The 22,091-nt window shown below is 60.1% G+C and carries 19 protein-coding genes and 1 pseudogene; 19 read left to right on the forward strand and 1 reads right to left on the reverse strand.

The window, feature by feature from the left end; all coding sequences use genetic code 11:
* Position 1 precedes the first annotated feature (1 nt).
* From O6760_RS31215 to O6760_RS31270, 12 genes and pseudogenes are all read left to right on the forward strand, one after another.
* A complete protein-coding gene (locus tag O6760_RS31215; RefSeq protein ID WP_209181579.1) occupies positions 2–1,609 on the forward strand; it encodes an acyl-CoA carboxylase subunit beta in 1,608 nt (535 codons plus the stop codon).
* A gap of 201 nt (positions 1,610–1,810) precedes the next feature.
* On the forward strand, positions 1,811–2,104 hold the full coding sequence (locus O6760_RS31220) for a transposase (RefSeq protein WP_209181580.1): 294 nt from the start codon (positions 1,811–1,813) through the stop codon (positions 2,102–2,104).
* An 8-nt stretch (positions 2,105–2,112) separates the two neighbouring features.
* A complete protein-coding gene (locus O6760_RS31225; RefSeq protein WP_209181581.1) occupies positions 2,113–2,535 on the forward strand; it encodes an IS3 family transposase in 423 nt (140 codons plus the stop codon).
* 621 nt (positions 2,536–3,156) lie between these two features.
* The gene (ltrA, locus tag O6760_RS31230) at positions 3,157–4,671 is read left to right on the forward strand and encodes a group II intron reverse transcriptase/maturase (RefSeq protein WP_209181582.1); all 1,515 of its coding nucleotides are present in this window, start codon (positions 3,157–3,159) and stop codon (positions 4,669–4,671) included.
* 64 nt (positions 4,672–4,735) lie between these two features.
* Positions 4,736–5,215: pseudogene (locus tag O6760_RS31235) on the forward strand (IS3 family transposase); the annotation flags it as partial.
* Positions 5,216–5,484: 269 nt separating this feature from the next.
* Positions 5,485–6,669, forward strand: coding sequence for a lipid-transfer protein (locus tag O6760_RS31240; protein WP_209181585.1), 1,185 nt, complete (start codon positions 5,485–5,487; stop codon positions 6,667–6,669).
* A gap of 24 nt (positions 6,670–6,693) precedes the next feature.
* Entirely contained in the window at positions 6,694–7,524 is an 831-nt protein-coding gene (locus O6760_RS31245) for an SDR family NAD(P)-dependent oxidoreductase (RefSeq protein ID WP_209181586.1), read from the forward strand.
* A gap of 180 nt (positions 7,525–7,704) precedes the next feature.
* Entirely contained in the window at positions 7,705–8,334 is a 630-nt protein-coding gene (locus O6760_RS31250) for a TetR/AcrR family transcriptional regulator (RefSeq protein ID WP_209181587.1), read from the forward strand.
* Positions 8,335–8,337: 3 nt separating this feature from the next.
* A complete protein-coding gene (locus tag O6760_RS31255) occupies positions 8,338–9,936 on the forward strand; it encodes an acyl-CoA carboxylase subunit beta (protein ID WP_269586394.1) in 1,599 nt (532 codons plus the stop codon).
* A 10-nt stretch (positions 9,937–9,946) separates the two neighbouring features.
* Entirely contained in the window at positions 9,947–10,741 is a 795-nt protein-coding gene (locus O6760_RS31260; protein WP_209181233.1) for a crotonase/enoyl-CoA hydratase family protein, read from the forward strand.
* Positions 10,738–12,747: an acetyl/propionyl/methylcrotonyl-CoA carboxylase subunit alpha gene (locus O6760_RS31265; protein WP_209181232.1), complete on the forward strand. Its 2,010-nt coding sequence runs from the start codon at positions 10,738–10,740 to the stop codon at positions 12,745–12,747. The genes O6760_RS31260 and O6760_RS31265 overlap by 4 nt, the downstream gene beginning before the upstream one ends.
* The gene (locus O6760_RS31270) at positions 12,744–13,910 is read left to right on the forward strand and encodes an acyl-CoA dehydrogenase family protein (protein ID WP_209181231.1); all 1,167 of its coding nucleotides are present in this window, start codon (positions 12,744–12,746) and stop codon (positions 13,908–13,910) included. The genes O6760_RS31265 and O6760_RS31270 overlap by 4 nt, the downstream gene beginning before the upstream one ends.
* Before the next feature lie 92 nt (positions 13,911–14,002).
* On the opposite strand, the gene O6760_RS33505 is transcribed toward O6760_RS31270, so the two are convergent.
* Positions 14,003–14,113, reverse strand: coding sequence for a hypothetical protein (locus O6760_RS33505; RefSeq protein WP_353621156.1), 111 nt, complete (start codon positions 14,111–14,113; stop codon positions 14,003–14,005).
* On the opposite strand from O6760_RS33505, the gene O6760_RS31275 reads away from it, so the two are divergent.
* From O6760_RS31275 to O6760_RS31305, 7 genes are all read left to right on the forward strand, one after another.
* Positions 14,075–14,500 (forward strand): biotin transporter BioY, encoded by a 426-nt coding sequence (locus O6760_RS31275; RefSeq protein WP_209181230.1) that lies wholly within the window; start codon positions 14,075–14,077, stop codon positions 14,498–14,500. The two genes, O6760_RS33505 and O6760_RS31275, sit on opposite strands and share 39 nt — an antisense overlap.
* Before the next feature lie 607 nt (positions 14,501–15,107).
* A complete protein-coding gene (locus O6760_RS31280) occupies positions 15,108–16,322 on the forward strand; it encodes a CaiB/BaiF CoA transferase family protein (RefSeq protein ID WP_209181229.1) in 1,215 nt (404 codons plus the stop codon).
* The gene (locus tag O6760_RS31285) at positions 16,319–17,485 is read left to right on the forward strand and encodes an acyl-CoA dehydrogenase family protein (protein ID WP_209181228.1); all 1,167 of its coding nucleotides are present in this window, start codon (positions 16,319–16,321) and stop codon (positions 17,483–17,485) included. Before O6760_RS31280 ends, O6760_RS31285 begins: the two co-directional genes overlap by 4 nt.
* Positions 17,486–17,592: 107 nt before the next feature.
* On the forward strand, positions 17,593–18,447 hold the full coding sequence (locus tag O6760_RS31290) for an SDR family oxidoreductase (protein WP_209181227.1): 855 nt from the start codon (positions 17,593–17,595) through the stop codon (positions 18,445–18,447).
* Between the two features lie 37 nt (positions 18,448–18,484).
* Positions 18,485–19,291: an ABC transporter ATP-binding protein gene (locus tag O6760_RS31295; protein WP_209181226.1), complete on the forward strand. Its 807-nt coding sequence runs from the start codon at positions 18,485–18,487 to the stop codon at positions 19,289–19,291.
* Positions 19,284–21,203 (forward strand): AMP-dependent synthetase/ligase, encoded by a 1,920-nt coding sequence (locus tag O6760_RS31300; RefSeq protein ID WP_209181225.1) that lies wholly within the window; start codon positions 19,284–19,286, stop codon positions 21,201–21,203. Before O6760_RS31295 ends, O6760_RS31300 begins: the two co-directional genes overlap by 8 nt.
* A complete protein-coding gene (locus O6760_RS31305; protein WP_209181224.1) occupies positions 21,204–22,091 on the forward strand; it encodes a branched-chain amino acid ABC transporter permease in 888 nt (295 codons plus the stop codon).

The following is a 22,091-nucleotide window of genomic DNA, read 5'->3' on the forward strand; positions in this document are numbered from 1 at the left end:
CATGCGCCGGATTGAAAGCCAGATCGACACCAACGCGGCCGACTTCAAGGCCAATTTCGCCGCGATGTCAGAGCGGTTGAAAGAGTTCCATGCCCGCCAGCACGCGGCCCGCTACGAACGCCCGCAGCGCGACATCGAGCGTCTGGCCCGGCAGAACAAGCTGGGCGTGCGCGAGCGGCTGGAACTGCTGCTGGACCCCGGCACGCCGTTCCTGGAATTCTCGACCCTTGCCGCCTGCCGCGAATACGATGGCGCGGTACCCGGCGCTGCCGTCGTGACCGGCATCGGCATCGTGCAGGGGCGCGAGGTGGCTATCCACGCTAACGACGCCAGCGTTAAAGGCGGTGCCTGGTATCCGCATACCGTGAAGAAAATCGTGCGGCTTCTAGATGTGGCGCTGGAAAACCGACTGCCGGTCATCCATATCTGCGACAGCGCGGGCGGTTTCCTGCCCTTGCAGCACGGCGTCTTTCCCGACCGGTATCTGGGAGGGCGGGTGTTCCGCAACCAGGTCAAGCTGAGCCAGGCGAATATCCCGCAGATTGCCGTGGTCGGCGGACACTGCACGGCTGGTGGCGCCTATGTTCCGACGCTGAGCGACTACAACATCATCATCGAAGGCACAGGGGCGATCTTCCTTGGCGGGCCGCCGCTGGTCAAGGCGGCCACCGGCGAGGAGGTAGGCGTTCAGGAACTGGGCGGGGCGGTCATGCACACCTCGGTTTCGGGCACGGGCGACTATCGCGCCGCGACCGAACAGCACGCCTTTTCACTGGCCCGCGAGATTGTCGGCCAGTGGAAGCGCACGCCGAAAACGATCATCGAAACCGCGGCCTTCGAGGAGCCTTACTACGATCCAAAGGAACTCTACGGCATCATTCCCAAGGACCGGAAAACACAGTTCGACATGCGCGAGGTTCTGGCCCGGATCGTGGACGGTTCGCGCTTTCACGAATACCAGCCGGACTATGGCACCACGATGGTTTGCGGCTTTGCCCATATCTGGGGTTACAAGGTCGGCATTCTCGCCAACAACGGGGTGCTGTTCAACGACAGCTCGCTGAAGGCCGCGCATTTCATGCAGCTTTGCAACCAGAACCGCACGCCACTGGTGTTCTTTCAGAACATCACCGGCTATATGGTCGGCCGCGAATACGAAGAACGCGGCATCGCCAAGGACGGCGCCAAGATGCTGATGGCGCAGGGCGGCTCGGTCGTGCCGAAGTTTACAGTGATCGCCAATGCCTCTTACGGGGCCGGCAATTACGGCATGTGCGGGCGGGCCTGGGATGCGCGCACGCTGTTCATGTGGCCCCAGGCCGAAATCGGCGTGATGGGCGCGGATCAGGCCGCCAACACCATGGCGGACGTCAAGATCCGGCAGCTTCAGCGCGAAGGCAAGGAACTGACCGAAGAAGAAATCGCCGCGATCCGCGAACCGGTGCTGGAAAAATACAAGCGCGATGTCGAGGCCTATACCTCGACCTCGGAATTGTGGGACGACGGCATCCTCGACCCGGCCGATACGCGCAATGCGTTGGGCATGTCGATCTCCGCGTCTTTGAACGCGCCGATCGACGAGCCGTATTACGGGATATTCCGGCTGTGAGGACCCGGGGGGCGGCACTGTATCGCCGCCCCGACAGAACATGTCCCAAGCGCTTCAGTTGGGCTGGCGCCGTGCCTCCTGGATGGACACGACGTCCGAGGCTGCCATTTCGGGGCGGTTTGAGCACCTCCCCGAAAATCGGACAGTGACGGAAGCTACGATTTGACGTCTGCTGGTCTCCATGAACGAGGAGATCGGACTATGTCGAAACGCAGGAACCATGATGCGGGCTTCAAGGCTCGCGTTGCGCTGGAGGCCTTGAAGGGTGAGCGCACGGTGTCGGAACTGGCGGCCGAATACGGCGTGCATCCGACGATGATCCATCAATGGAAAAAGGCCTTGCTCGAAGGGGCGCCGGATATCTTTGAACGTGGCGGCAAGAAGAAGGCCGAAGTCGATGAGGCCCAGGTCAGGGAACTTCACGCCAAGATCGGAGAACTGGCCGTCGCCAACGATTTTTTGTCCAGAAAGCTCAAACCCTGGAGCGGCAAGTGAGGCGCGGGATGATTGAACGCAACCACGCCACGCTGTCGATCAGGGCGCAGTGCCGTCTGCTGTCGATCTCGCGGTCCTCGTTCTATTACGAACCGCAGGGCGAGACCGGGATGAACCCCGCCCTGATGCTCCTGATCGACAGGCAGTTCCTGGAAACACCGTTCTATGGCGTCCGACAGATGACCTGGCACCTGCGGAACGAGGGCCATGCCGTGAACCAGAAGCGGATCCGGCGGTTGATGCGGCTTATGCGGTTGATGCCGATCTACCAGAAACCGAACACCAGCAAGCCCGCCAAGGGACACAAGACCTACCCCTACCTGCTGGGCGGGCTGCGGGTCGAACGGCCCAATCAGGTCTGGTGCGCCGATATCACCTACCGTGCGCCTCGTCCCGGATGGTCCGGGGTGCATATGACTGGAATGCATTGAGAAAGGAGGAATGGAAGATTGCCTTGCCCCCTGCTGCGAGGGGGCATGAGCCCAAGCGGCGGTGACCTGCTGTCAACTGGCAGGGTGACGTAGCCCGCAGGTAAAGGGGATTGAGGCGAAGCCGTTACGCCGAGATGGTTCCCGAGGCTGAAGTATTGGAAGGTTGAGGAACACGAACCGGTTCACCCGCATCTGAGGGCTGGAATGTCGCCTTCGCCTACACGGCTTAACAGGCGGAATGCCGATGGAGCGCTGGACACGTATGTCAGCAGCTCTGAATGCGAGCATAGATGAATGCTGCTCGCAGGGCGTCATGGGGAGAATGCAGCCAGACCATGGCATCGGCATCGACTTGCGGAACGCAAGGGAAAAGACTGCGACCGGCAGCCTCACCAATACGAAGACTGAATAGTCCAGCATATGAACGAGGGAAGGCATGATGGAATGCCCACGATGCTCTGCGTCACAAGGGAGTTGACCCTGATGTCCATCATGCTGGCGGAGTTCCCGTAGTAATCCGAGGCGGGGAAAGCCTGTCACATGGTGAAGGGGAACAGTTCAATCTTCTTGGAGTGCAAATTAACTGACCAAATGGGGTGAAGACCTTTGATAATCAGCGAAATGCAGCACAAGCTCGCAACATGGGCCGAGGCTGATCCGAACCGACGGTTCGATCGGCTTCTACGGCTCATTGCCAATCGGGAATGGCTTGCCGAAGCCGCCCGGATCGTTCTGGCGTCGAGTGGCGCCCGAACTCCGGGCATAGATGGAATAGACAAGCAACGGATGCAGGCCGATTTGGATCACCATCTGGCCGACCTGCGGACTGACCTGCTGAAGGGTAGCTATTGCCCGAAGCCGGTCAAGCGGATCTATATCCCGAAAGCCAATGGCAAGCTACGACCGCTGGGTATACCAACCCTGACAGACCGTATCGTCCAGCGCGCCATGCTGATGGCCATGGAGCCGATCTGGGAGAGCGACTTCCATCGCCTCTCCTATGGCTTCCGGCCGGAACGCAGCGTGCATCATGCTGTCCGTACCGTGAAGATCCAGCTTCAGGATGGAGCGGATACGACGAGGGGCCGCTGGATCATCGAAGGTGATCTGGCGAGCTACTTCGACACCGTCCATCACCGGCTGCTTCTTAAATGCGTACGGCGACGGGTGCGGGACGGTCGGTTTGTCGATCTCCTCTTGCGCATTCTTAAGGCGGGTCATGTCGACCGTGGCCTGTTCTGGGCTGCCAGCGAAGGTGTTCCGCAAGGTGGCGTGCTATCACCGCTCCTGTCCAACATCATGCTCCATGAGTTCGATGTCTGGCTGGAGGCGAAATACCTGAACCGGAAGGTCCGCAAGGATCGCTGGGCATGGAACTTCGGCATACAGCAGGGACGACCCATTACGGTTCGGGAGAACCGGCAATGGAAACCTGCGATTGCCTATTGCCGCTACGCCGATGACTTCGTCGTCATCGTCAAGGGGACGAAGGCCCATGCTATGGAGATACGTGAAGAATGCCGGGCCTTTCTGGAGGACCGCCTGAAGTTGACGTTGAATATGGAGAAAACCCATATCACGCACGTCGATGACGGGTTCGTCTTTCTAGGGCACCGGATCATTCGCAAGCGAGGGTCGAACGGACGCATGTCCGTTGTCACGACGATACCCAGGGAAAAGGCCAAGGCGTTTGTCCGCAAACTGACCGAGACCCTTTCCGGCAATCATAGTGCCAGTACGGTCGATAAGATCGCCAGCCTGAACCGCCAGCTGGCGGGATGGGCGGCGTTCTACAAGTTCACCGACTTCAGGGCGTATGTCTTCCGGCGCATCGACCATGTCGTATTCTGGAAAATGGCGCACTGGCTGGGGCATAAATACCGGAGCCGTATCAAACCCTTGATGCTGAGGTGGTTCAGGCCCCCGGAACCGGGCAAGGCGAAAACCTGGCTCGTTTACGGTCGGAACGAACGTGGCGAGGGCATCGGAAAAGACTTGAAACGGCTTGTCTCAAGCCCGAAGGCTCAATTCCGTTGGCGCAATCCGGAGGTCAATCCATACATCTTCCGGAGTGAAACCCGCAGCACCGTCACCTCGCGCTATCATGATGTTGCCATGGCCATGGGCCAAGATTGAATGGAGAGCCGTATGCGCTGAAAGGTGCACGTGCGGTTCGGGGAGGAGAAGCGCAACCGCGCTTCTTACTCCACTGCCGATGCGACGCGGCTTCCTCTACCTGGTCGCCATCATGGACTGGTTTACCCGCAAGGTTCTGTCCTGGCGCATCTCCAACACGCTGGAGGCCGACTTTTGCGTTGAGGCGCTGAACGAGGCAGTCCACCGGTTCGGCCCGCCCGAGATCATGAATACGGATCAGGGCAGCCAGTTCACGTCCTTCGCCTGAACCGACCGGCTGAAGCGGGTCGGCACCCGGATCTCGATGGACGGCAAGGGCCGTTGCCTCGACAACATCTTCATCGAGCGCCTGTGGCGGTCCTTGAAATACGAATGCGTCTATCTGCATGCCTGGGAGACCGGATCGCAGGCCAAAGCCGGCGTCGCGAAATGGATCGCCTTCTACAATTACCAGCGGCCTCATGCTGCCCATGGCGGACAGCCGCCCGCCGTGGTCTACTTCACCCAAACCGAAACCGACCAGCAGGGGCAAAGAGTAGCTTAAATCACCTCGAAAACTGTCCAAAGGTTGGGGAGTAGCTCAAAATGATCCCTGTTTGTTCCTCAAGACGCCCAAATGTGCACGCTCGGGCCTCTTGGGCCTGATTGGCTCATGCGAAGTTATCCAAACAGTTGTTAGAAAAAAGTTCAAGCAAGTGCCCCCTAATGTAGGATATTGACACGACTTCATTCCGGCATCTAAAATTCTAACAATTGATAGAAAATGCGTGGCGTCGGTATCAGAGTGCCCCAAACGAAAAGGGAGCGAGAGAAATGAAGGACAAAGCGTATGTCGCCGGCGTCGGGATGGTCCCGTTCCAGAAACCTGGGAAATCGGAAAGCTATGACGTGATGGCCGCGACAGCCACGCGCGCCGCGTTGGCCGATGCGGGGCTCGACTATGACAAGGTGCAACAGGCCTATGTGGGCTATGTCTATGGCGACAGCACCTGCGGCCAACGGTCGCTGTATCAGGTCGGCATGACCGGAATTCCGGTCGTGAACGTAAACAACAACTGCTCGACCGGATCCTCGGCGCTGTTTCTGGCGCGCCAAGCGGTCGAGAGCGGCGCTGTGGACTGCGCCCTGGCGCTGGGTTTCGAGCAGATGCAGCCCGGCGCGATCGGCGCGATGTTCCACGACCGGGTCAGCCCCTTCGCCTCGTTCGACGAAGAAACCGACGATCTCGTGGGCAACCCGGAGATCCCGCTGGCGCTGCGCTATTTCGGCGGCGCCGGCAAGGCGCATATGGAGGAGTTCGGCACCACGCTGGAAACCTTCGCCAAGATCCGCGCCAAGGCCAGCCGGCATGCGGCGAAGAATCCGATTGCCCTGTTCCGGCAGGAGGTGACGGCTGAAGACGTCATTGCAGCACAGGTCGTCTGGCCGGGCGTGATGACCAAGCTCATGGCCTGTCCGCCAACCTGTGGCGCGGCGGCGGCGATCATCTGTTCCAAGGAATTCGCCGACAAGCACAGACTGGACAGTTCCGTGCGGATCGCGGCGCAGGCAATGACAACGGATGGCCCGGAAACTTTCGAAGCCCATGACATGCGCGAAGTGGTCGGCTTTTCGATGGCTAAGCGAGCCGCCGATCAGGTCTACGAGGCCGCAGGCATCGGGCCGCAGGATATAGACGTGGTCGAGCTGCACGACTGCTTTGCCCATAACGAGCTGATCACCTACGAGGCGCTCGGCCTTTGCGGGCGCGGCGATGCGGCGAAATTCGTCGATGATGGCGACAACACCTATGGCGGCAAATACGTGACCAACCCATCCGGCGGGCTCTTGTCCAAGGGGCATCCGCTTGGGGCGACCGGCCTTGCGCAATGCACCGAGCTTGTCCAGCAGCTACGCGGCCAGGCCGATGCGCGCCAGGTCGACGGCGCGCGCCTGGCGCTGCAGCACAATCTGGGCCTCGGCGGGGCCTGCGTGACCACGCTTTATGAAAAAGCCTGACGAAACGGATCGGGAGGAGACGTCATGACGGGAAAACTCGACGGGCGCGTGGCGCTGGTTTCTGGGTCGGGCCGGGGGATCGGCCGGGAAATCGCGCTGAAACTGGCCTCGGAAGGCGCGCGCGTGGTGATCAACGATCTGGACGCCGATCCGGCCAATGAAACCGCCGAGGCGGTGCGCGCGATGGGTGCGGAGGCCGTGGTCTGCGCCGGTAGCGTCACCGACGACGGGTTCGCCGAACGGTTCATCAAGACCGGCGTAGACAGCTTCGACGGGCTCGATATCATCGTGAACAACGCAGGCTACACTTGGGACAGCGTCGTTCAGAAGATGTCCGACGAACAGTGGCAGGCGATCATCGACGTCCACCTGACAGCACCCTTCAAGATCCTGCGCGCTGCCCAGCCGGTGATCAGCGCCAAGGCCAAGGAAGAGGCCGCGGTCGGGCAAGAGGTATTCCGCAAGGTAGTCAACATCTCGTCCATCGCAGGGACCGGCGGCAATGCCGGCCAGATCAACTATTCCGCCGCCAAGGCCGGTATCCTCGGGGTCACCCGGACGATGGCCAAGGAATGGGGCCGCTATAAGGTCAACGTCAACGCCGTCGCCTTCGGCCCAATCCGCACCCGCCTGACCGAAGGTAGCGCGGATGGCAACAGCACGATCAAGGTCGAGGAAATAGAGATCAAGGTCGGCGTGAATCCCGATCTCCTGTCCCAGATGGAGCGCATGATCCCGCTGGGCCGGGTCGGCACTCCGGAAGAAGCTGCCGGTGCTGTCTATCTGTTCTGTGCGCCGGAATCGAACTTCATTTCAGGCCAGCACGTCATCTGCGGCGGCGGTTTCGTGATCTAAGGCATTTGCCCGGACCCGATGACGGGGTCCGGGCAAGCACATTAATGTCTGGGCGGCCTCATGGCGGTCGCCCAGGCGGAATTTCCCACAAGCTCTAATCTGACACAATCACGACGATTGACTCACTTGCGTTGTTTACCTAACAGTCGTTAGTTAGGCGTTGGGGCGAAACGAAGGTCTATGGCACAAAACACGGCAAGTAAACTCAACGAGACATCGCGAAGCGCGGTCGGGCGGGACGGGGTGCTGGACATTGCAGCGCGACTTTTCCGCGAACAAGGCTACGGGTCCGTTTCGCTCCGAAAAATTGCCGAGGCCGCCGGGATCAAGGCGGGTAGCATATATTATCATTTCGGTTCCAAGGACGAGATCGTCGCGGCCGTTCTTGATGCAGGGATTCAAGTCGTTCACGCGAGCATGAGAGACGCCGTCACCGCCCTGCCAGCGGATACCGACGGCGAAACGGTACTGCGCGCCGCGATCCGGGCGCATCTTCGCGCGCTTCTAGACGTAAGCGATTATACCTCGGCGAATGTGCGTATTTTCGGGCAGGTGCCGCAATCCGTGCGGGATGCCAACTTGCCCACGCGACGGGCCTATGAGGCAGAATGGGACAGTCTTCTGTCCCGGCTTCAGGAAGATGGCGCGCTGAAGCAAGACGTCGATATCCGCCGCCTGCGCCTGATGCTGATCGGCGCGTTGAATGCCACGCTTGATTGGTTCGACCCGGACCGCGGCAGCGCCGATGCGCTGTCTCACACCTATGCCGATGTTTTCCTTAACGGGATACTCGAAAGAAAGGATGCCTGATACATGGCGCGTCTTGAAACAGCGGTGCTGACCGCCTCAGAGACCTACACCCGCAACCACGCAGCACAAAGCGAGCGTGTCGAAACCCTGCGTACGCGGATCGCCAAGGCAACGGCCGGCGGGCGCCTCGACATGGTCGAACGGCACCGCAAGCGCGGCAAACTGTTGGTCCGTGAGCGTATCGACCTGCTGGTGGATCCGGGCACCGCGTTTCTTGAACTGTCGTCGCTGGCCGCCTACGGGCAATATGGCGGTGAGGTTCCCGGCGCGGGGATCGTCACCGGCATCGGGATCGTTCACGGGTTGCCCTGTGTGGTGATCGCCAATGATGCCACGGTCAAGGGCGGGTCATTTTACCACGAAACTGTGCAGAAACACATTCGCGCCCAGGAAATCGCGGCGGAAAACCGTTTGCCCTGCCTCTATCTGGTGGACTGCGGCGGGGCCTATCTGCCGGAACAGGACCGGGTTTTCCCCGATGCCCGGCATTTCGGCAATTCCTTTTACCGCCAGACCAACATGTCGGCCAGCGGTCTGCCGCAGATCTCGGCCGTGTTCGGCGGCTGCACGGCGGGCGGGGCCTATATTCCCGCCCTGTCGGACGAGGTCATCATGGTGCGCGGCAACGCGCGCATCCATCTGGGCGGGCCGTCGATCGTCAAGGTGGCGATCAATGAAGAGGTCGATGGCGAAACGCTGGGCGGGGCCGAAATGCACACGCGCGTTTCGGGTGTCTCCGACCATCTGGCCGAGGACGAGCACCACGCGCTGGCGCTGATGCGCGACATCGTGGTCGAGCTGGGCCAGTCGCGCCCGATGCAGCCCGACAAGCTGCCACAGCCGCCCGCGCATGATCCCCAGGAGCTGCTTGGCGTCATCAGTGCCGACCGCAAGGAACCCTATGACATGCGCGAGGTTCTGCTGTGCATGATCGACGCCGGAGAATTCCGCGAATTCAAACCCAGTTGGGGCGAAACGCTGGTCTGCGGCACGGCCTGCATCCATGGATACCGGGTTGGAATCCTGGCCAACAACGGCGCGCTTTTGTCCGAAAGTTCTCTGAAGGGCGCGCAGTTCGTGTCGATGTGCGATCAACGCAACATCCCGCTTTTGTTCCTGCACAACATCTCGGGCTTCATGGTCGGCACCGACGCCGAGCGCGGCGGCATCGCCAAGAACAGCGCCAAGCTGGTCTATGCCATGTCGGTGGCCAAGGTGCCGCGCCTGTCGGTGCTGCTGGGTGGGTCCTATGGGGCGGGCAACTACGGCATGTGCGGACGCGGTTTCGCGCCGAGTTTCCTTTTTGCCTGGCCGACCGCGGAACTGGCCACCATGTCCGCCGACATCGCCACCAACGTGATGCTGGAACTGCGCCGCCAGAAGGGGGGCGATCCGGACAAGATGCAGGCCGACATGGCCAGGATCGAGGCGCAGGTGCGTGCCCAGTATGGCGAACAGTCCGATCCCTATTATGCCACCTCGCGGCTTTGGGACGACGGGCTGATCGAACCCGGACAGACCCGCGATATCCTGGGCCTGTGCCTGGCCATTATCTCTTCGGTGCCCGAGGCCGGGCGCCACACGCCCGTATTCAGAATGTGAGACCAATGCCATGACAACCACCTATGAAACCATCCTTATCGAAACCGACGCGCGCGGGGTTGCCACGGTAACGCTCAATCGTCCTGACAAGCACAATGCTCTGAACGGCGGGCTGATCGCTGAGCTGTACGATGCCGCCGAAAAGCTGGCCGCCGATGACAGCGTGCGCATCGTGATCCTGACCGGCAACGGAAAAAGCTTCTGCGCGGGCGGTGATTTCAACTGGTTCGCTTCGAATGTCGAAAAATCCCGCGCCGAGCGGGTGTACCAGAGCGCCACGCTGGCGCGCCTGTTGCGCCGCCTTGATACTCTGCCCAAACCGCTGATCGGAAAGATCAACGGGCCGGCCTATGGCGGCGGCGTCGGCATGATTTCGGTCTGCGATTACACAATCGGTGCCGAAGGCGCGCGGTTCGGTCTTACCGAGGTCAGGCTCGGCTTGCTGCCGGCCAACATCTCGCCCTACGTGGTGGCCCGTATCGGCAAGGTGCATTCCCGCGAAACCATGCTGTCCGGGGCGCTTTTCGACAGCGCTCGGGCCGAATGGATCGGTCTGTTGACCGAGGTCGTGGCCGCCGATGATCTGGACGCGGCCACCGAAAGCGTCGTCCACAATCACCTGCAGGCCGCGCCGGGCGTGGTGTCCGACACCAAGGCGCTGATCGCCTATGTCGCGTCCCACGATCTTGAAACCAATATGATCTACACCGCCGACCGGCTGGCCGATGCCTGGGAAACCGAAGAGGGTATCGAAGGTATCAACAGTTTCATCAACAAGGGCGTTCCGTCATGGTGGGTGAAATGAGCTTTACCCGCGTCCTGATCGCCAACCGCGGCGAGATCGCCCGCCGTATTCAGCGCGGGTGCCGCAAGCTGGGGTTGGAAAGCGTGGCTGTATTTTCAGAGGCCGACCGCGACGCGCCCTTCGTGCACGAGGCCGATCATGCCGTCTGCATCGGCGGGGCGGCCCCTTCGGAAAGCTATCTGAACGTCGGGGCCATTCTGGATGCCGCACGCGCGACCGGCGCGGGGGCGGTGCATCCGGGCTATGGCTTTCTGTCGGAAAACGCCGGTTTCGCGGCCGCGGTCGAGGCGGCGGGCCTTGTGTTCATCGGGCCGAAGCCCGATGCAATTGCCATGATGGGGTCGAAAATCGAGGCCAAGGCGGCTGCCGAGGACGCAGGCATACCCGTGCTGCCCGGTTATCGCGGCGAAGATCAGTCCGACGCGCGCCTGCTGAAAGAGGCCGAGGCGCTTGGCACCCCCTTTCTGGTCAAGGCCAGCGCAGGCGGCGGCGGGCGCGGGATGCGGCTTGTCACCGATCTGGACGAGGCACCCGAGGCGATTGCATCCGCCCGGGCCGAAGCCCAGGGGGCCTTTGGCGATCCGGCGGTGTTCCTTGAACGCTATGCGCCCCGCGCCCGCCACGTCGAGGTGCAGGTGCTGGGCGATACTCACGGCACCGCGCTGCATCTGGGCGACCGCGACTGTTCGCTTCAGCGCAACCACCAGAAGCTGATCGAAGAGGCCCCCGCCGCAGATCTGCCCGAGGCTTTGCGCGATGACATGCGGGCGGCGGCTGTGCGGCTGGCGCAGGCGATCGGCTATCGCTCGGCCGGGACGGTGGAATACCTCTTTGATCCGGCCCGTGGCGAATATTACTTTCTTGAAATGAACACCCGCTTGCAGGTCGAACACCCTGTGACCGAGGCGATCACCGGCATCGACCTGGTTGAATGGCAGTTGCGCATCGCGCGGGGCGAGCCACTGACACTGGCGCAATCGGATGTGCAATTCGACGGGCACGCCATTGAAATCCGCATCGCCGCCGAAAACCCGGCCGAGAGCTTCCGCCCCGAAACGGGCCGGATCACCCTCTGGGCTCCGCCCGCCGGCGTGCGGCTGGATACAGGGGTCGAAGCAGGCTCGGTCGTCAGCCACCATTACGATTCGATGATTGCCAAGCTGATCGTCCATGCGCCGGACCGGGCCGGGGCGATCCGCCGGGCGGTTGCCGCGATGGATGACTTTGCCGTCGGTGGCGTCGGTCTGAACCTGGCCTATCAACGTGCCCTGCTGCTGCATCCGGATTTTCAGACGTTCCGGCACCACACATCGGGCCTGCCCGAGATGTTCCTCGATGGCTGGACGCACCCGACCCCCGATCCCCGGGACTCGGCCTTCGCCGCGATTGCGCTACACCTGCATCTCGCGCCAGCGGCGGCGGGCGCGTCGCCCTGGGAAAGCCTTGGGTCATGGCGGCTCACGGCCCCTGGCGGACGGCCCGGTGCGGCATCCTATTGGGATACGACCAATGACGACCCGATCCGCGTGACCGGCTCCGGAACAATATTCGCCGCCGTGCCGCCAGGCGGCCAGACCGTCACGGTCGAAACCGCCGCCCTGACCGGGGACCGTCTGAGCGGACGCATCGACGGTGTTCCATTTGCGCGCATCGCCCATGTCGAACGTGCCCGCGATCATTGGCGGGTGCACCTGCAAACCTCTGCCGGAATGGCAGCGGCAGACCTGCGCACGCTGGAGGATCAGCATCTGCAACGCGCCACGGGTGGATCTGGCGGCGCTGACCTGCTGTCGGCGCCCATGCCGGGTGCTGTTGCCGAGGTGCGCGTCGCGCCCGGCGACCGCGTCGAAGCCGGTGACACGCTGGTGGTGCTGGAAGCCATGAAGCTCTTGCAAAGCCTGCCCGCGCCGGTCGCGGGCGTGGTGACGGAAATCTATTGTGCACCCGGCGACACGGTTGCCGGGCACGCCCCACTTATCAAACTCGATCCGGAGGAAAACACATGACCAGACAAGACAACATCACCGCGGCCACCGGCCCGTTCAACGAAGAACTCAACATGATCCGCGACCAGCTGCGCCGCTTCATCGAAACCGAGGTGACAGCCAAGGCCGAGCCCTGGGAAGAGGACGGCATGGTGCCCCGCGACGTGCTGCGCCGGATGGGTGATCTGGGCGTGCTGGGCATGCGCTATGACGAACAATATGGCGGCGCGGGGCTGGACGTGATGTCCAGCGTGGTTCTGGCCGAAGAGGTGGGGCGGTCTACCTTCGGTGGCTTCTCGGCCACGGTTCTGGTGCATACCGACATGGCCTCGCCGCATCTGGAAAACGCGGGCACCCCGGAACAAAAGGCGCGCTGGATGCCGTCGATCACCTCGGGCGAAAAGATCACCGCCGTCGCCGTGACCGAACCGGGTGCCGGGTCGGACGTGGCGGGCATGCGTACCCGCGCGGTTCAGGACGGGTCGGACTGGGTGCTGAATGGCACCAAGATGTTCATCACCAACGGCGTACATGGCGACCTCTACTTTGTCGGCGCCAAGACCGATCCCGATGCCAAGGGGTCGCGCGGGATCACCATGTTCGCGGTCGAAAAGGGCTCGCCGGGCTTTTTGGTCGGCCGGGCGCTGAACAAGACCGGCTGGCTGTGCTCGGACACGGCCGAACTGATCTTCGAGGATGTCCGCATCCCCGCCGAGAACGTGTTGGGTGAGGTCAACAAAGGCTTCTATTCAGTGATGAAGAACTTCCAAAACGAACGGATCGTGCTGGGTGCGATGGCCTGTGCCGAAGCGCAAACCGCGCTGGACATGACCGTGGATTACGTCAAGCAGCGCAAGGCCTTTGGCGGCGTTCTGTGGGACAAGCAGGCCGTGCGCCAGCGGCTGGCCGACTGTCAGACGCGGATCGCGGCAGGACGTCAGCTGGTTTATCACGCCGCCGGTCTGGATGCCGCAGGTCGTGACTGCGTGAAAGAGGTCTCGATGGTCAAAGCCTATTGCGGCGAACTGGTGAACAGCGTGCTTTATGACTGCGTCCAGTTTCACGGCGGCATGGGTTATATGCGCGAAACACCGGTGGAACGCATGTCACGCGATGCCCGTGTGCAGGCCATCGGCGGCGGGGCGAGCGAAGTCATGTTGGAAGAAGTCGCCAAGCGGATGTGAATGTACGCGCTATAGTTATGGGAAACTATTGAAAGGAAGAACGGCATGCTTATTGAGCTACTCCCCAACCTTTGGACAGTTTTCGAGGTGATTTAAGCTACTCTTTGCCCCTGCTGGTCGGTTTCGGTTTGGGTGAAGTAGACCACGGCGGGCGGCTGTCCGCCATGGGCAGCATGAGGCCGCTGGTAATTGTAGAAGGCGATCCATTTCGCGACGCCGGCTTTGGCCTGCGATCCGGGCTTCCGGTGTTCGCGGGTACGCCGCCTGCCGTCGCCGGTCCAGCCTATCTTCTTGGGCCAACTGGCGGCTATCTGATTGGGTTCTTGCTTTGCGCAGTTGTATCCGGCTTCGTTGCGAAGAGATTGAGAGGGACTCGACCTGTGTTCGGCGCCTTTCTGGCTGTCTTTTCGGGTTCGATTGCTATTTACATGCCGGGACTTGCCTGGCTGGGAAGCATCCTCGGTTATGATGAAAAGCTGCTCGCCGCCGGCCTGTATCCGTTCGTATCCGGGGATGTGACAAAAGCCGCGATTGCCTGCGTCTTGTTCATGATATTCCGCGATTCTCATGTGTTGCGGAGGATTAGGTAGTTATCTGATTGGCGAGTTGCACAAAGGTCAGTTTCTGTCTGATTGCCAAACTCACTTACGCGCGATAACCAAGATGAGATGAGGCGTCTGTTCATATCGGTAGCTGCAGCGGCTGTGTAACGAAGGGTCGGCGTGCCCCAACTCTGGTTCAAACCGCCGCAGCGCCTTTTCTTGGAACTGTAACCGCGGCCGATCCGACCTATTGATGATCTGAATGGATTGGAGAATCGTCTTCGAGCGGAGTTGTCACCCAACAGATCGTCGGACGAGCTTTTTAGCCTTGCCGACACGACATTTCCGTCGAGCCGCACGTCTTCATACGCCCTTAAATATCCTCGAAGCGGAAACATCGCTCTGCCGAAACGAAGCCAAGAGGTCGTGCCATTGCACCCAACGGGAGATCACAGCGGCAGTCTGAGTCTTGCATGGTGGCTACCTTGATCTGAATGCCCACCGGAACCGCGCGGCAGGGCGGCTGGCAGGCTATTTGAGGCGCAACGGGCGATTGTGTCACGAATTTTTCGCGTTCGGCTGGATGATGACTTGAGATTCAAACAGATGTTAGAATAAGGTGATTGGAAGCTGCCTCGAGCGAAAGGTCGGAATAATGGTAGGGCCACTGGAGAACCTCCGCATCGTTGAACTCGGGCATGTTATCGCCGGACCGCTTGCCGCTTCTCTGCTTTCCGACTTTGGAGCGAAGGTCGTCAAGGTGGAGACGCCGGGACGTCCGGACATGATGCGTGACCTGGGCCCCGTGGCGATCGATGGCGTGGGGGTGTGGTGGAAGACACTTGCTCGCAACAAGCAAATCCTTGGTCTCGACTGGAAAAGCGAAGAGGGGCTGAAGGTACTCCGCAAGCTTGTGGAATGCTCGGATGTCCTGGTCGAAAACTTCCGGCCTGGCGTTTTGGAGCGCGCCGGGATCGGGCCCGAGGTGCTGCACGGTTGGAATCCCGATCTTGTGATCCTTAGAGTGTCCGGATACGGCCAGGATGGCCCGATGCGCGATACGCCTGCATTCGGGCGCGCGGCGGAGGCGATGAGCGGCCTGGCGCATCTGACCGGCTTTGCCGATGGTTCGCCGATGCACCCGGGGTTTCCTGCTGCTGACAGCACGACAGGGTTGATGGGGGCGCTTGGGCTGATGATAGCGCTATATGCGCGGGAACGCGGTGTGGTGCGCGGTCAGGTCGTTGATCTGGCCGTTTTCGAGGCGCTTTTGCGACTGATCGATTATCATGTCCCCGCGGCGACGGGTGCCGGCATCGCGCCGATCCGCAATGGATTGCGACAGCCAATGGATTTTGCGCCAGGCGGAATGTTCCGCACGCGCGACGGAATATGGGTCACTGTTTCGGCTGGCAGTGCAGAAACAGCGCGGCGTCTCCTGCGCGCGGTTGGCGGCGATTCCTTGGCCGATGATCCGAGATTTGCGAGCCTGCACAGCATGTCAAAACACATGACGGAGGTGTTTGACACGCTGAACGCCTACATCACGGCACGTGATTTCTCTGAGGTTCAAGTGGAGTTCGAACGTCACGATGCGGTGGCAGCTCCCGTTTTGTCGGTCGAGCAGATAATCGACCATCCGCAGATTAGCCATCGGGGCGATATAGCCTCGGTAGAAGGCGACCCGACACATGTTGTCGGTCCGGTCCCGCATTTCAGCATTACACCAGGTGTCTTGCGCTGGCTCGGCCGCCCGAGAGGGGCGGATACCGCCTCCGTGCTGGAGGCGCTTGGTTATGATGACGTACAAATCGCAGATCTGGCGAGGACAGGATGTATTGAGACCGCTCTTGAGGAGGAACGGACATGACATTCAGGATGTCTGAGCAACAGAGCGAAATCCGCGAAAGTATTCTGCGGATTTGCGCGCGTTTCGACGACGAGTACTGGCTTGAACGGGATAGCAAGGGAGGCTTTCCGCACGATTTGCACCTGGCCATGGCGCAAGGTGGTTGGCTGGGGATCGCGATGCCCGAGGCGGTCGGCGGCGCGGGATTGGGGATCACAGATGCGACGATCATGATGCAGGCGATCGCAGAATCGGGCGGCGGCGCCAGCGCCGCTTCTGCCATCCACATGAACATTTTCGGGCTCAATCCGGTCGTGAAATTCGGAACGGCTGAGCAGAAAGCACGTATGCTGAAGCCCCTGATCGAAGGACGGGAGAAGGCGTGTTTTGCGGTAACCGAACCGACTACGGGCCTCGACACCACCAAGCTCAGGACCATGGCGGTGAAAAAGGGGGATCACTATGTGGTGCATGGTCAAAAGGTATGGATCTCGACCGCACAGGTTGCCGACAAAATGTTAATTCTAGCGCGGACAACGCGGCTCGAGGATGTTGAGAAGCCAACCGAGGGACTGAGCCTGTTCTATACAGATCTCGACCGAAATTTCGTCGATGTCCGCGAGATCGAAAAGATGGGTCGAAAGGCTGTCGATTCGAACGAAGTCTTCATCGATGGGTTACCGATTCCGGCTGAGGACCTGATCGGGGAGGAGGGCAAAGGCTTTAGGCAAATTTTGCACGGGTTGAATCCCGAACGCATCCTAGTGGCCGGCGAATGCATTGGTATTGCGCGCAACGCACTGGCGCGCGCGGCGCATTATGCAACCGAACGTGTGATATTTGACCGCCCGATCGGCCAAAATCAGGGTGTTCAGCATCCGCTCTCCAAAGCCTGGGCGCGGGTGGAATCTGCCAATCTCATGGTGATGCACGCTGCTGCTCTTTACGATGCGGGAGAACCCTGCGGCGTCGAGGCGAACGCTGCCAAGCTTTTGGCCGCCGACGCCGCGGTCGAGGCGACCGAAGCCGCGCAAATTACATTTGGCGGATTCGGATACGCCAAGGAATATCACGTTGAGCGGTTAGTGCGGGAGGCTCTGCTTTTCCGCATCGTACCGGTGACACCGCAGATGCTTTTGTCGTTCATAGCAGAAAAAGCCCTTGGACTTCCAAAGTCTTACTGATCGGGGATAACGGGCGGGGGCTGTTGGGAAAAGTTGTCTTGATCAATTTTCTAACAGGAGTTAGATTATTGGCAACTACCCCTAAATGGGGAATGGGAGGAGGCGTCATGAGTAAGGCGCAGTTCGGGTCTTCGAGGGAGGACCTGTCAAACCGTACAACCGTTTACGCAAGCGGTTTGTTCACCGGCAAAACCGTTGTGGTGACCGGGGCTGGAGGCGGATTGGGGCTGGCAATTGCGACCCTGTTCGCGAGGCTTGGAGCCAATCTGGCGATCAATGGACGCAACGAAGAGAAACTGGCTTTGGCCAAGGAGTTCCTTGAAAGTTTCGGGGGCGAAGTTTTCGCTGTGCCTATGACCATCCGGGAGCCTGAGCAGGTCGAAGATTTTGTCGCCAAGGCGAACCAGGAATTCGGGGCGATTGACGTTTTGGTGAACAATGCGGGGGGGCAGTTTCCACAGGCCGCGCTGGATTTTTCCCCGAAGGGCTGGAACGCTGTCATTGACACCAATCTGAACGGAACCTGGTGGATGATGCAATCCACGGCGCGCCACTGGGTTGCCAACAATCAATCGGGCTGCATCGTCAACATCGTGGCCGATATCTGGCGAGGTATGCCCGGCATCGCTCATACCTGTGCGGCCCGGGCGGGGGTAATTTACCTGTCAAAGTCGGTTGCGGTGGAGTGGGCCCCGCATGATATCCGAGTGAACTGCGTAGCACCGGGTTGCTGCGAAAGTAACGGTTTCGGGAACTACCCTCCGGAGGGTTCTGCGACCTTTCAGGACTCCAATCCGATGCGGCACGCCGGGGACGAATGGGACGTCGCAGAAGGCGTTGTCTATATGGCGGCCAGTTCAGGGAAATTTGTAACCGGTGAAGTTCTGAACATCGACGGTGGACAGCAATTGTGGGGGGATCCATGGCCAACGGGGCGACCGGACTACTTCCAGATTACCTGATGATGGCCGTGAACCTTAGGGGGGCAATGAGATCCAGATGACGACGAAGATTAAAACAGCAATCGGTGTCGATGATGGGGCGATACTGGAGTGCAGCGGGATCGAACGACGGTTCGCCGGCATCGTCGCTGTCACCGGTGTGGACCTCGTTATTAGGCAAGGGGAAATCTTTGGACTTGTCGGTCCGAATGGCAGCGGAAAGACAACATTAACGAACGCAATTACCGGATTTTACCCGCCAAACGAGGGCAAGGTCCGGCTGGCGGGAAAAGACATCACGGGCACAGCGCCTCACAAGGTTGCCAAGCTGGGGGTCGCCCGGACGTTCCAGAATCTTGCCCTGTTCAACGGGATGAGCGTTCTGGACAACATCCTGCTCGGGCGGCACATCCACATGAGCCCAGGCGTTTTGCGCACGGCTCTTTATTGGTGGGCAGCACAGCGTGAAGAAATCGAGAACCGTAGAATCGTCGAGGAGGTGATCGAGTTTCTACAACTCGAGAGCATCCGGCATGAGTTGGTCGATGGCCTTCCGATCGGGTTGAAAAAACGGGTCGAGCTGGCGCGGGCATTGGTGGCCGAGCCACAGATGCTGATTCTCGACGAACCGATGGCCGGCATGAACCAGGAAGAGAAAGGGTATATGTCCCGTTTCATTCTGGATGCCCGTGCCGAACGCGGCGTCAGCGTTCTTCTGATCGAACACCATATGGATGTCATTACCGGCATTTGTGATCGGATGCTGGCCCTGAATTACGGTGAAATGATCGCCAGCGGCATCCCCAAGGAGGTTGTGAAGGACCCGCGGGTCATCGAGGCATATATCGGAGGGTCGCATGACTGATTTTACGAAGAACCGGTCTTCAGGCGGCGAAACGATTGGTGCACTTCTGGCGAAGAACGCGTCGCTCCATGGAAAGGATATCGCCCTTCGCGAAAAAGAGCGCGGGATATGGAAAGAAACCACCTGGGCGGAATACGCCCAAGAGGTACTAGCCTGTGCGGCTGGGCTTGAAAAAATCGGCGTGAAGCCGGGCAAAGCAGTGCTTGTTCTGGGCGATAACCGTGCGCGGTTGTATGGTGGCATGCTGGCTGTTTCGTTGCTTGGTGCCTACGCAATGCCCGTTTATCCGGGCGCAACGCTCGAGGAACTGCGACACTTTCTTGGCGAAGTCGAGATCGTCGCGGCCATCGCGGAAGATCAGGAACAGGTTGACAAGATCCTGGAATTGAAGGGCGCGGGTGCACAGGGCGTCGCCCACATCATTTATGATGAAGCGCGCGGTCTTGGCTTCTACGAGGTCGAAGGGCTGATGTCCTGGGATCACCTGATCGAAGTTGGTCAGCACGATCTTAACGAAGCCCCGGGTCTGCGTGAGGAACTGCTTAGTCGTGCGAAACCGGAAGATCCGGCTATTTTTCTGCATTCCTCCGGAACGACGGGCGCACCCAAGGGGATCGTGCTGAGTCAGAAGAACGTTCTTGCCGCGGCTCAGAATGGGCGTGCGGCGGGTGCATTCGACGAAAATGAGGAGATCCTTGCGTACTTGCCGATGGCCTGGGTGGGAGACTACGCCATAACCGTTGCGGCGGCACTACTTTGGCGTTTCACCGTGAATGTGCCTGAGCGCCAGGAAACAGTCGTGCGCGACATGCGTGAGATCGCTCCGACCTTCTATCTGGCGGCGCCGAGAAGCTGGGACCAGATGCTGACGACAATCCAGGTTGGTATCGAGAATTCGACCCCTTTCAAGAAGTGGCTGTACCAATTCTTCATGGACCGTGCCGTCGCAGCTGAGACACGCAAGCTGAACGGCAAAAGCGGAGGTGCATTGGAGCCTTTGGGTCGACTTTTGGGTGAGGCAATTGTTTTCGGTCCGATCAAGGACCAGTTCGGAATGAGCCGCCTCAAGAACGCGTTCACCGGCGGTGAAGCGATCGGCGAAGACACCTTTGTTTTCTACCGAGCCCTGGGAATCAAATTGCGCCAACTCTACGGCCAAACCGAAAACAGCGCAATCAATGCAATTCAGTCTCCGGGTGAAGTTCGCCTTCATACCGTTGGCAAACCCGCGCCGGGCGTCGAGGTGACCATCGCCGAGGACGGGGAGGTTCTGGTGCGTTCGGACAGCGTATTTGAAGGGTACTTCAACAAACCCGAAGCGACCGCCGAAGCCCTTGAAGGCGGGTGGCTGCATACAGGTGATGCCGGGTATCTGGAGGAAGATGGACACTTGGTTGTTCTGGGGCGCGTCTCCGAGGTCATGCATACAGCCGGAGGCGAGCGTTATGTGCCAAACTACATCGAAAACCGGTTGAAATTCAGCCCTTACATTAAGGATGCGGCCGTAATAGGCGCCGGGCTTGACGAATTGACGGCCGTGGTTTGCGTGGATTTCGAAGCGGTTGGCCACTGGGCAGAGGTGAATGGCGTACCCTATGTGTCATATGCCGATCTTTCTCAGCGTGAAGAGGTCGCGACGTTGCTTCGCGAGGCCTTCCAACGGGTCAACAAGGCCGTCACCGAACCGTTGCGCCTGCAACGCTTTGTCAGTCTGCCGAAAGAATTCGACCCGGACGATGGCGAAATCACGCGAACCCGAAAACTGCGGCGGAAGGTCGTTCAGGAACGTTATGCCGACGTGATCGCAGCGCTCTACGACGGTTCAAAAGAGGTCCATGTTAGCGCGCAGGTGACTTACGAGACCGGGGAAGTAGGGAAGGTCGAAAGAAGCCTTCCTATCAGGGAGGTATAAATGGACTGGGTCTTTCTATCAGAGCTTGCGATCAACGGAGCCTTGACGGGTCTGCTGTATTCGCTATTCGCCATCGGCCTTGTGCTGATTTACAAGGCGTCTTCGGTGCCCAATCTGGCGCAGGGCGGGTTGACCATGGTCGGGGCCTATGTGGTCCTGGCGCTGGCGCGCGATGTGGGTTTACCTTTGTGGCTGGCCATCCCTCTGGCTGCGGTTGTCATGTTCGGCCTTGGGTTCGGCATTGAGCGTGTTGCTCTGCGCCGTCTCGCAGGTCGGCCGGTTGTCATGATCCTGATGCTGACACTCGGCCTCGACATTTTCCTGCGGGGTACAACGCTTGCGATCTGGGGCGGGACGTCACGTTCGATGGAATTGGGCGTCAGCTATGATCCGCTGTTTCTGGGCGACATCTTCATCAGCCGCATCCATCTGGTTGGTGCCGGTGTTGCGCTCGCCTTGTTTGTCGCCTTCATGCTGTTTTTCCGAACCCGGACCGGGATCAAGTTGCGGGCGATCGCGGATGATTACATGGCTTCGTGGTCGGTCGGCATCTCGGTTGAACGCGGAGTTGGCCTGTCTTGGGCGCTGGCATCCGTTGTTGCCGTCGCCGCTGGCGTTATCTGGGGCGAGATTCAGGGCGTCGATCAGGCGCTGTCGCTGTTGCTTCTCAAAGGTCTGACGGTTGCCGTTCTCGGTGGTCTCGACAGTATCCTTGGCGCCGTGATCGCGGGCATCGTCCTGGGCGTCGTCGAAAACGTTGGCGCTGATTTCCTCGATCCGCTTGTCGGTGGCGGAAGCCGAGAACTTATCGTCGCCGCCGTCCTCATTCTTACGGTCATGATCCGTCCGCACGGGCTGTTCGGTCGTCACGACATCGAAAGGGTGTAA

The sequence above is a fragment of the Roseibium sp. Sym1 genome (genome assembly GCF_027359675.1).
GTDB lineage: Bacteria > Pseudomonadota > Alphaproteobacteria > Rhizobiales > Stappiaceae > Roseibium.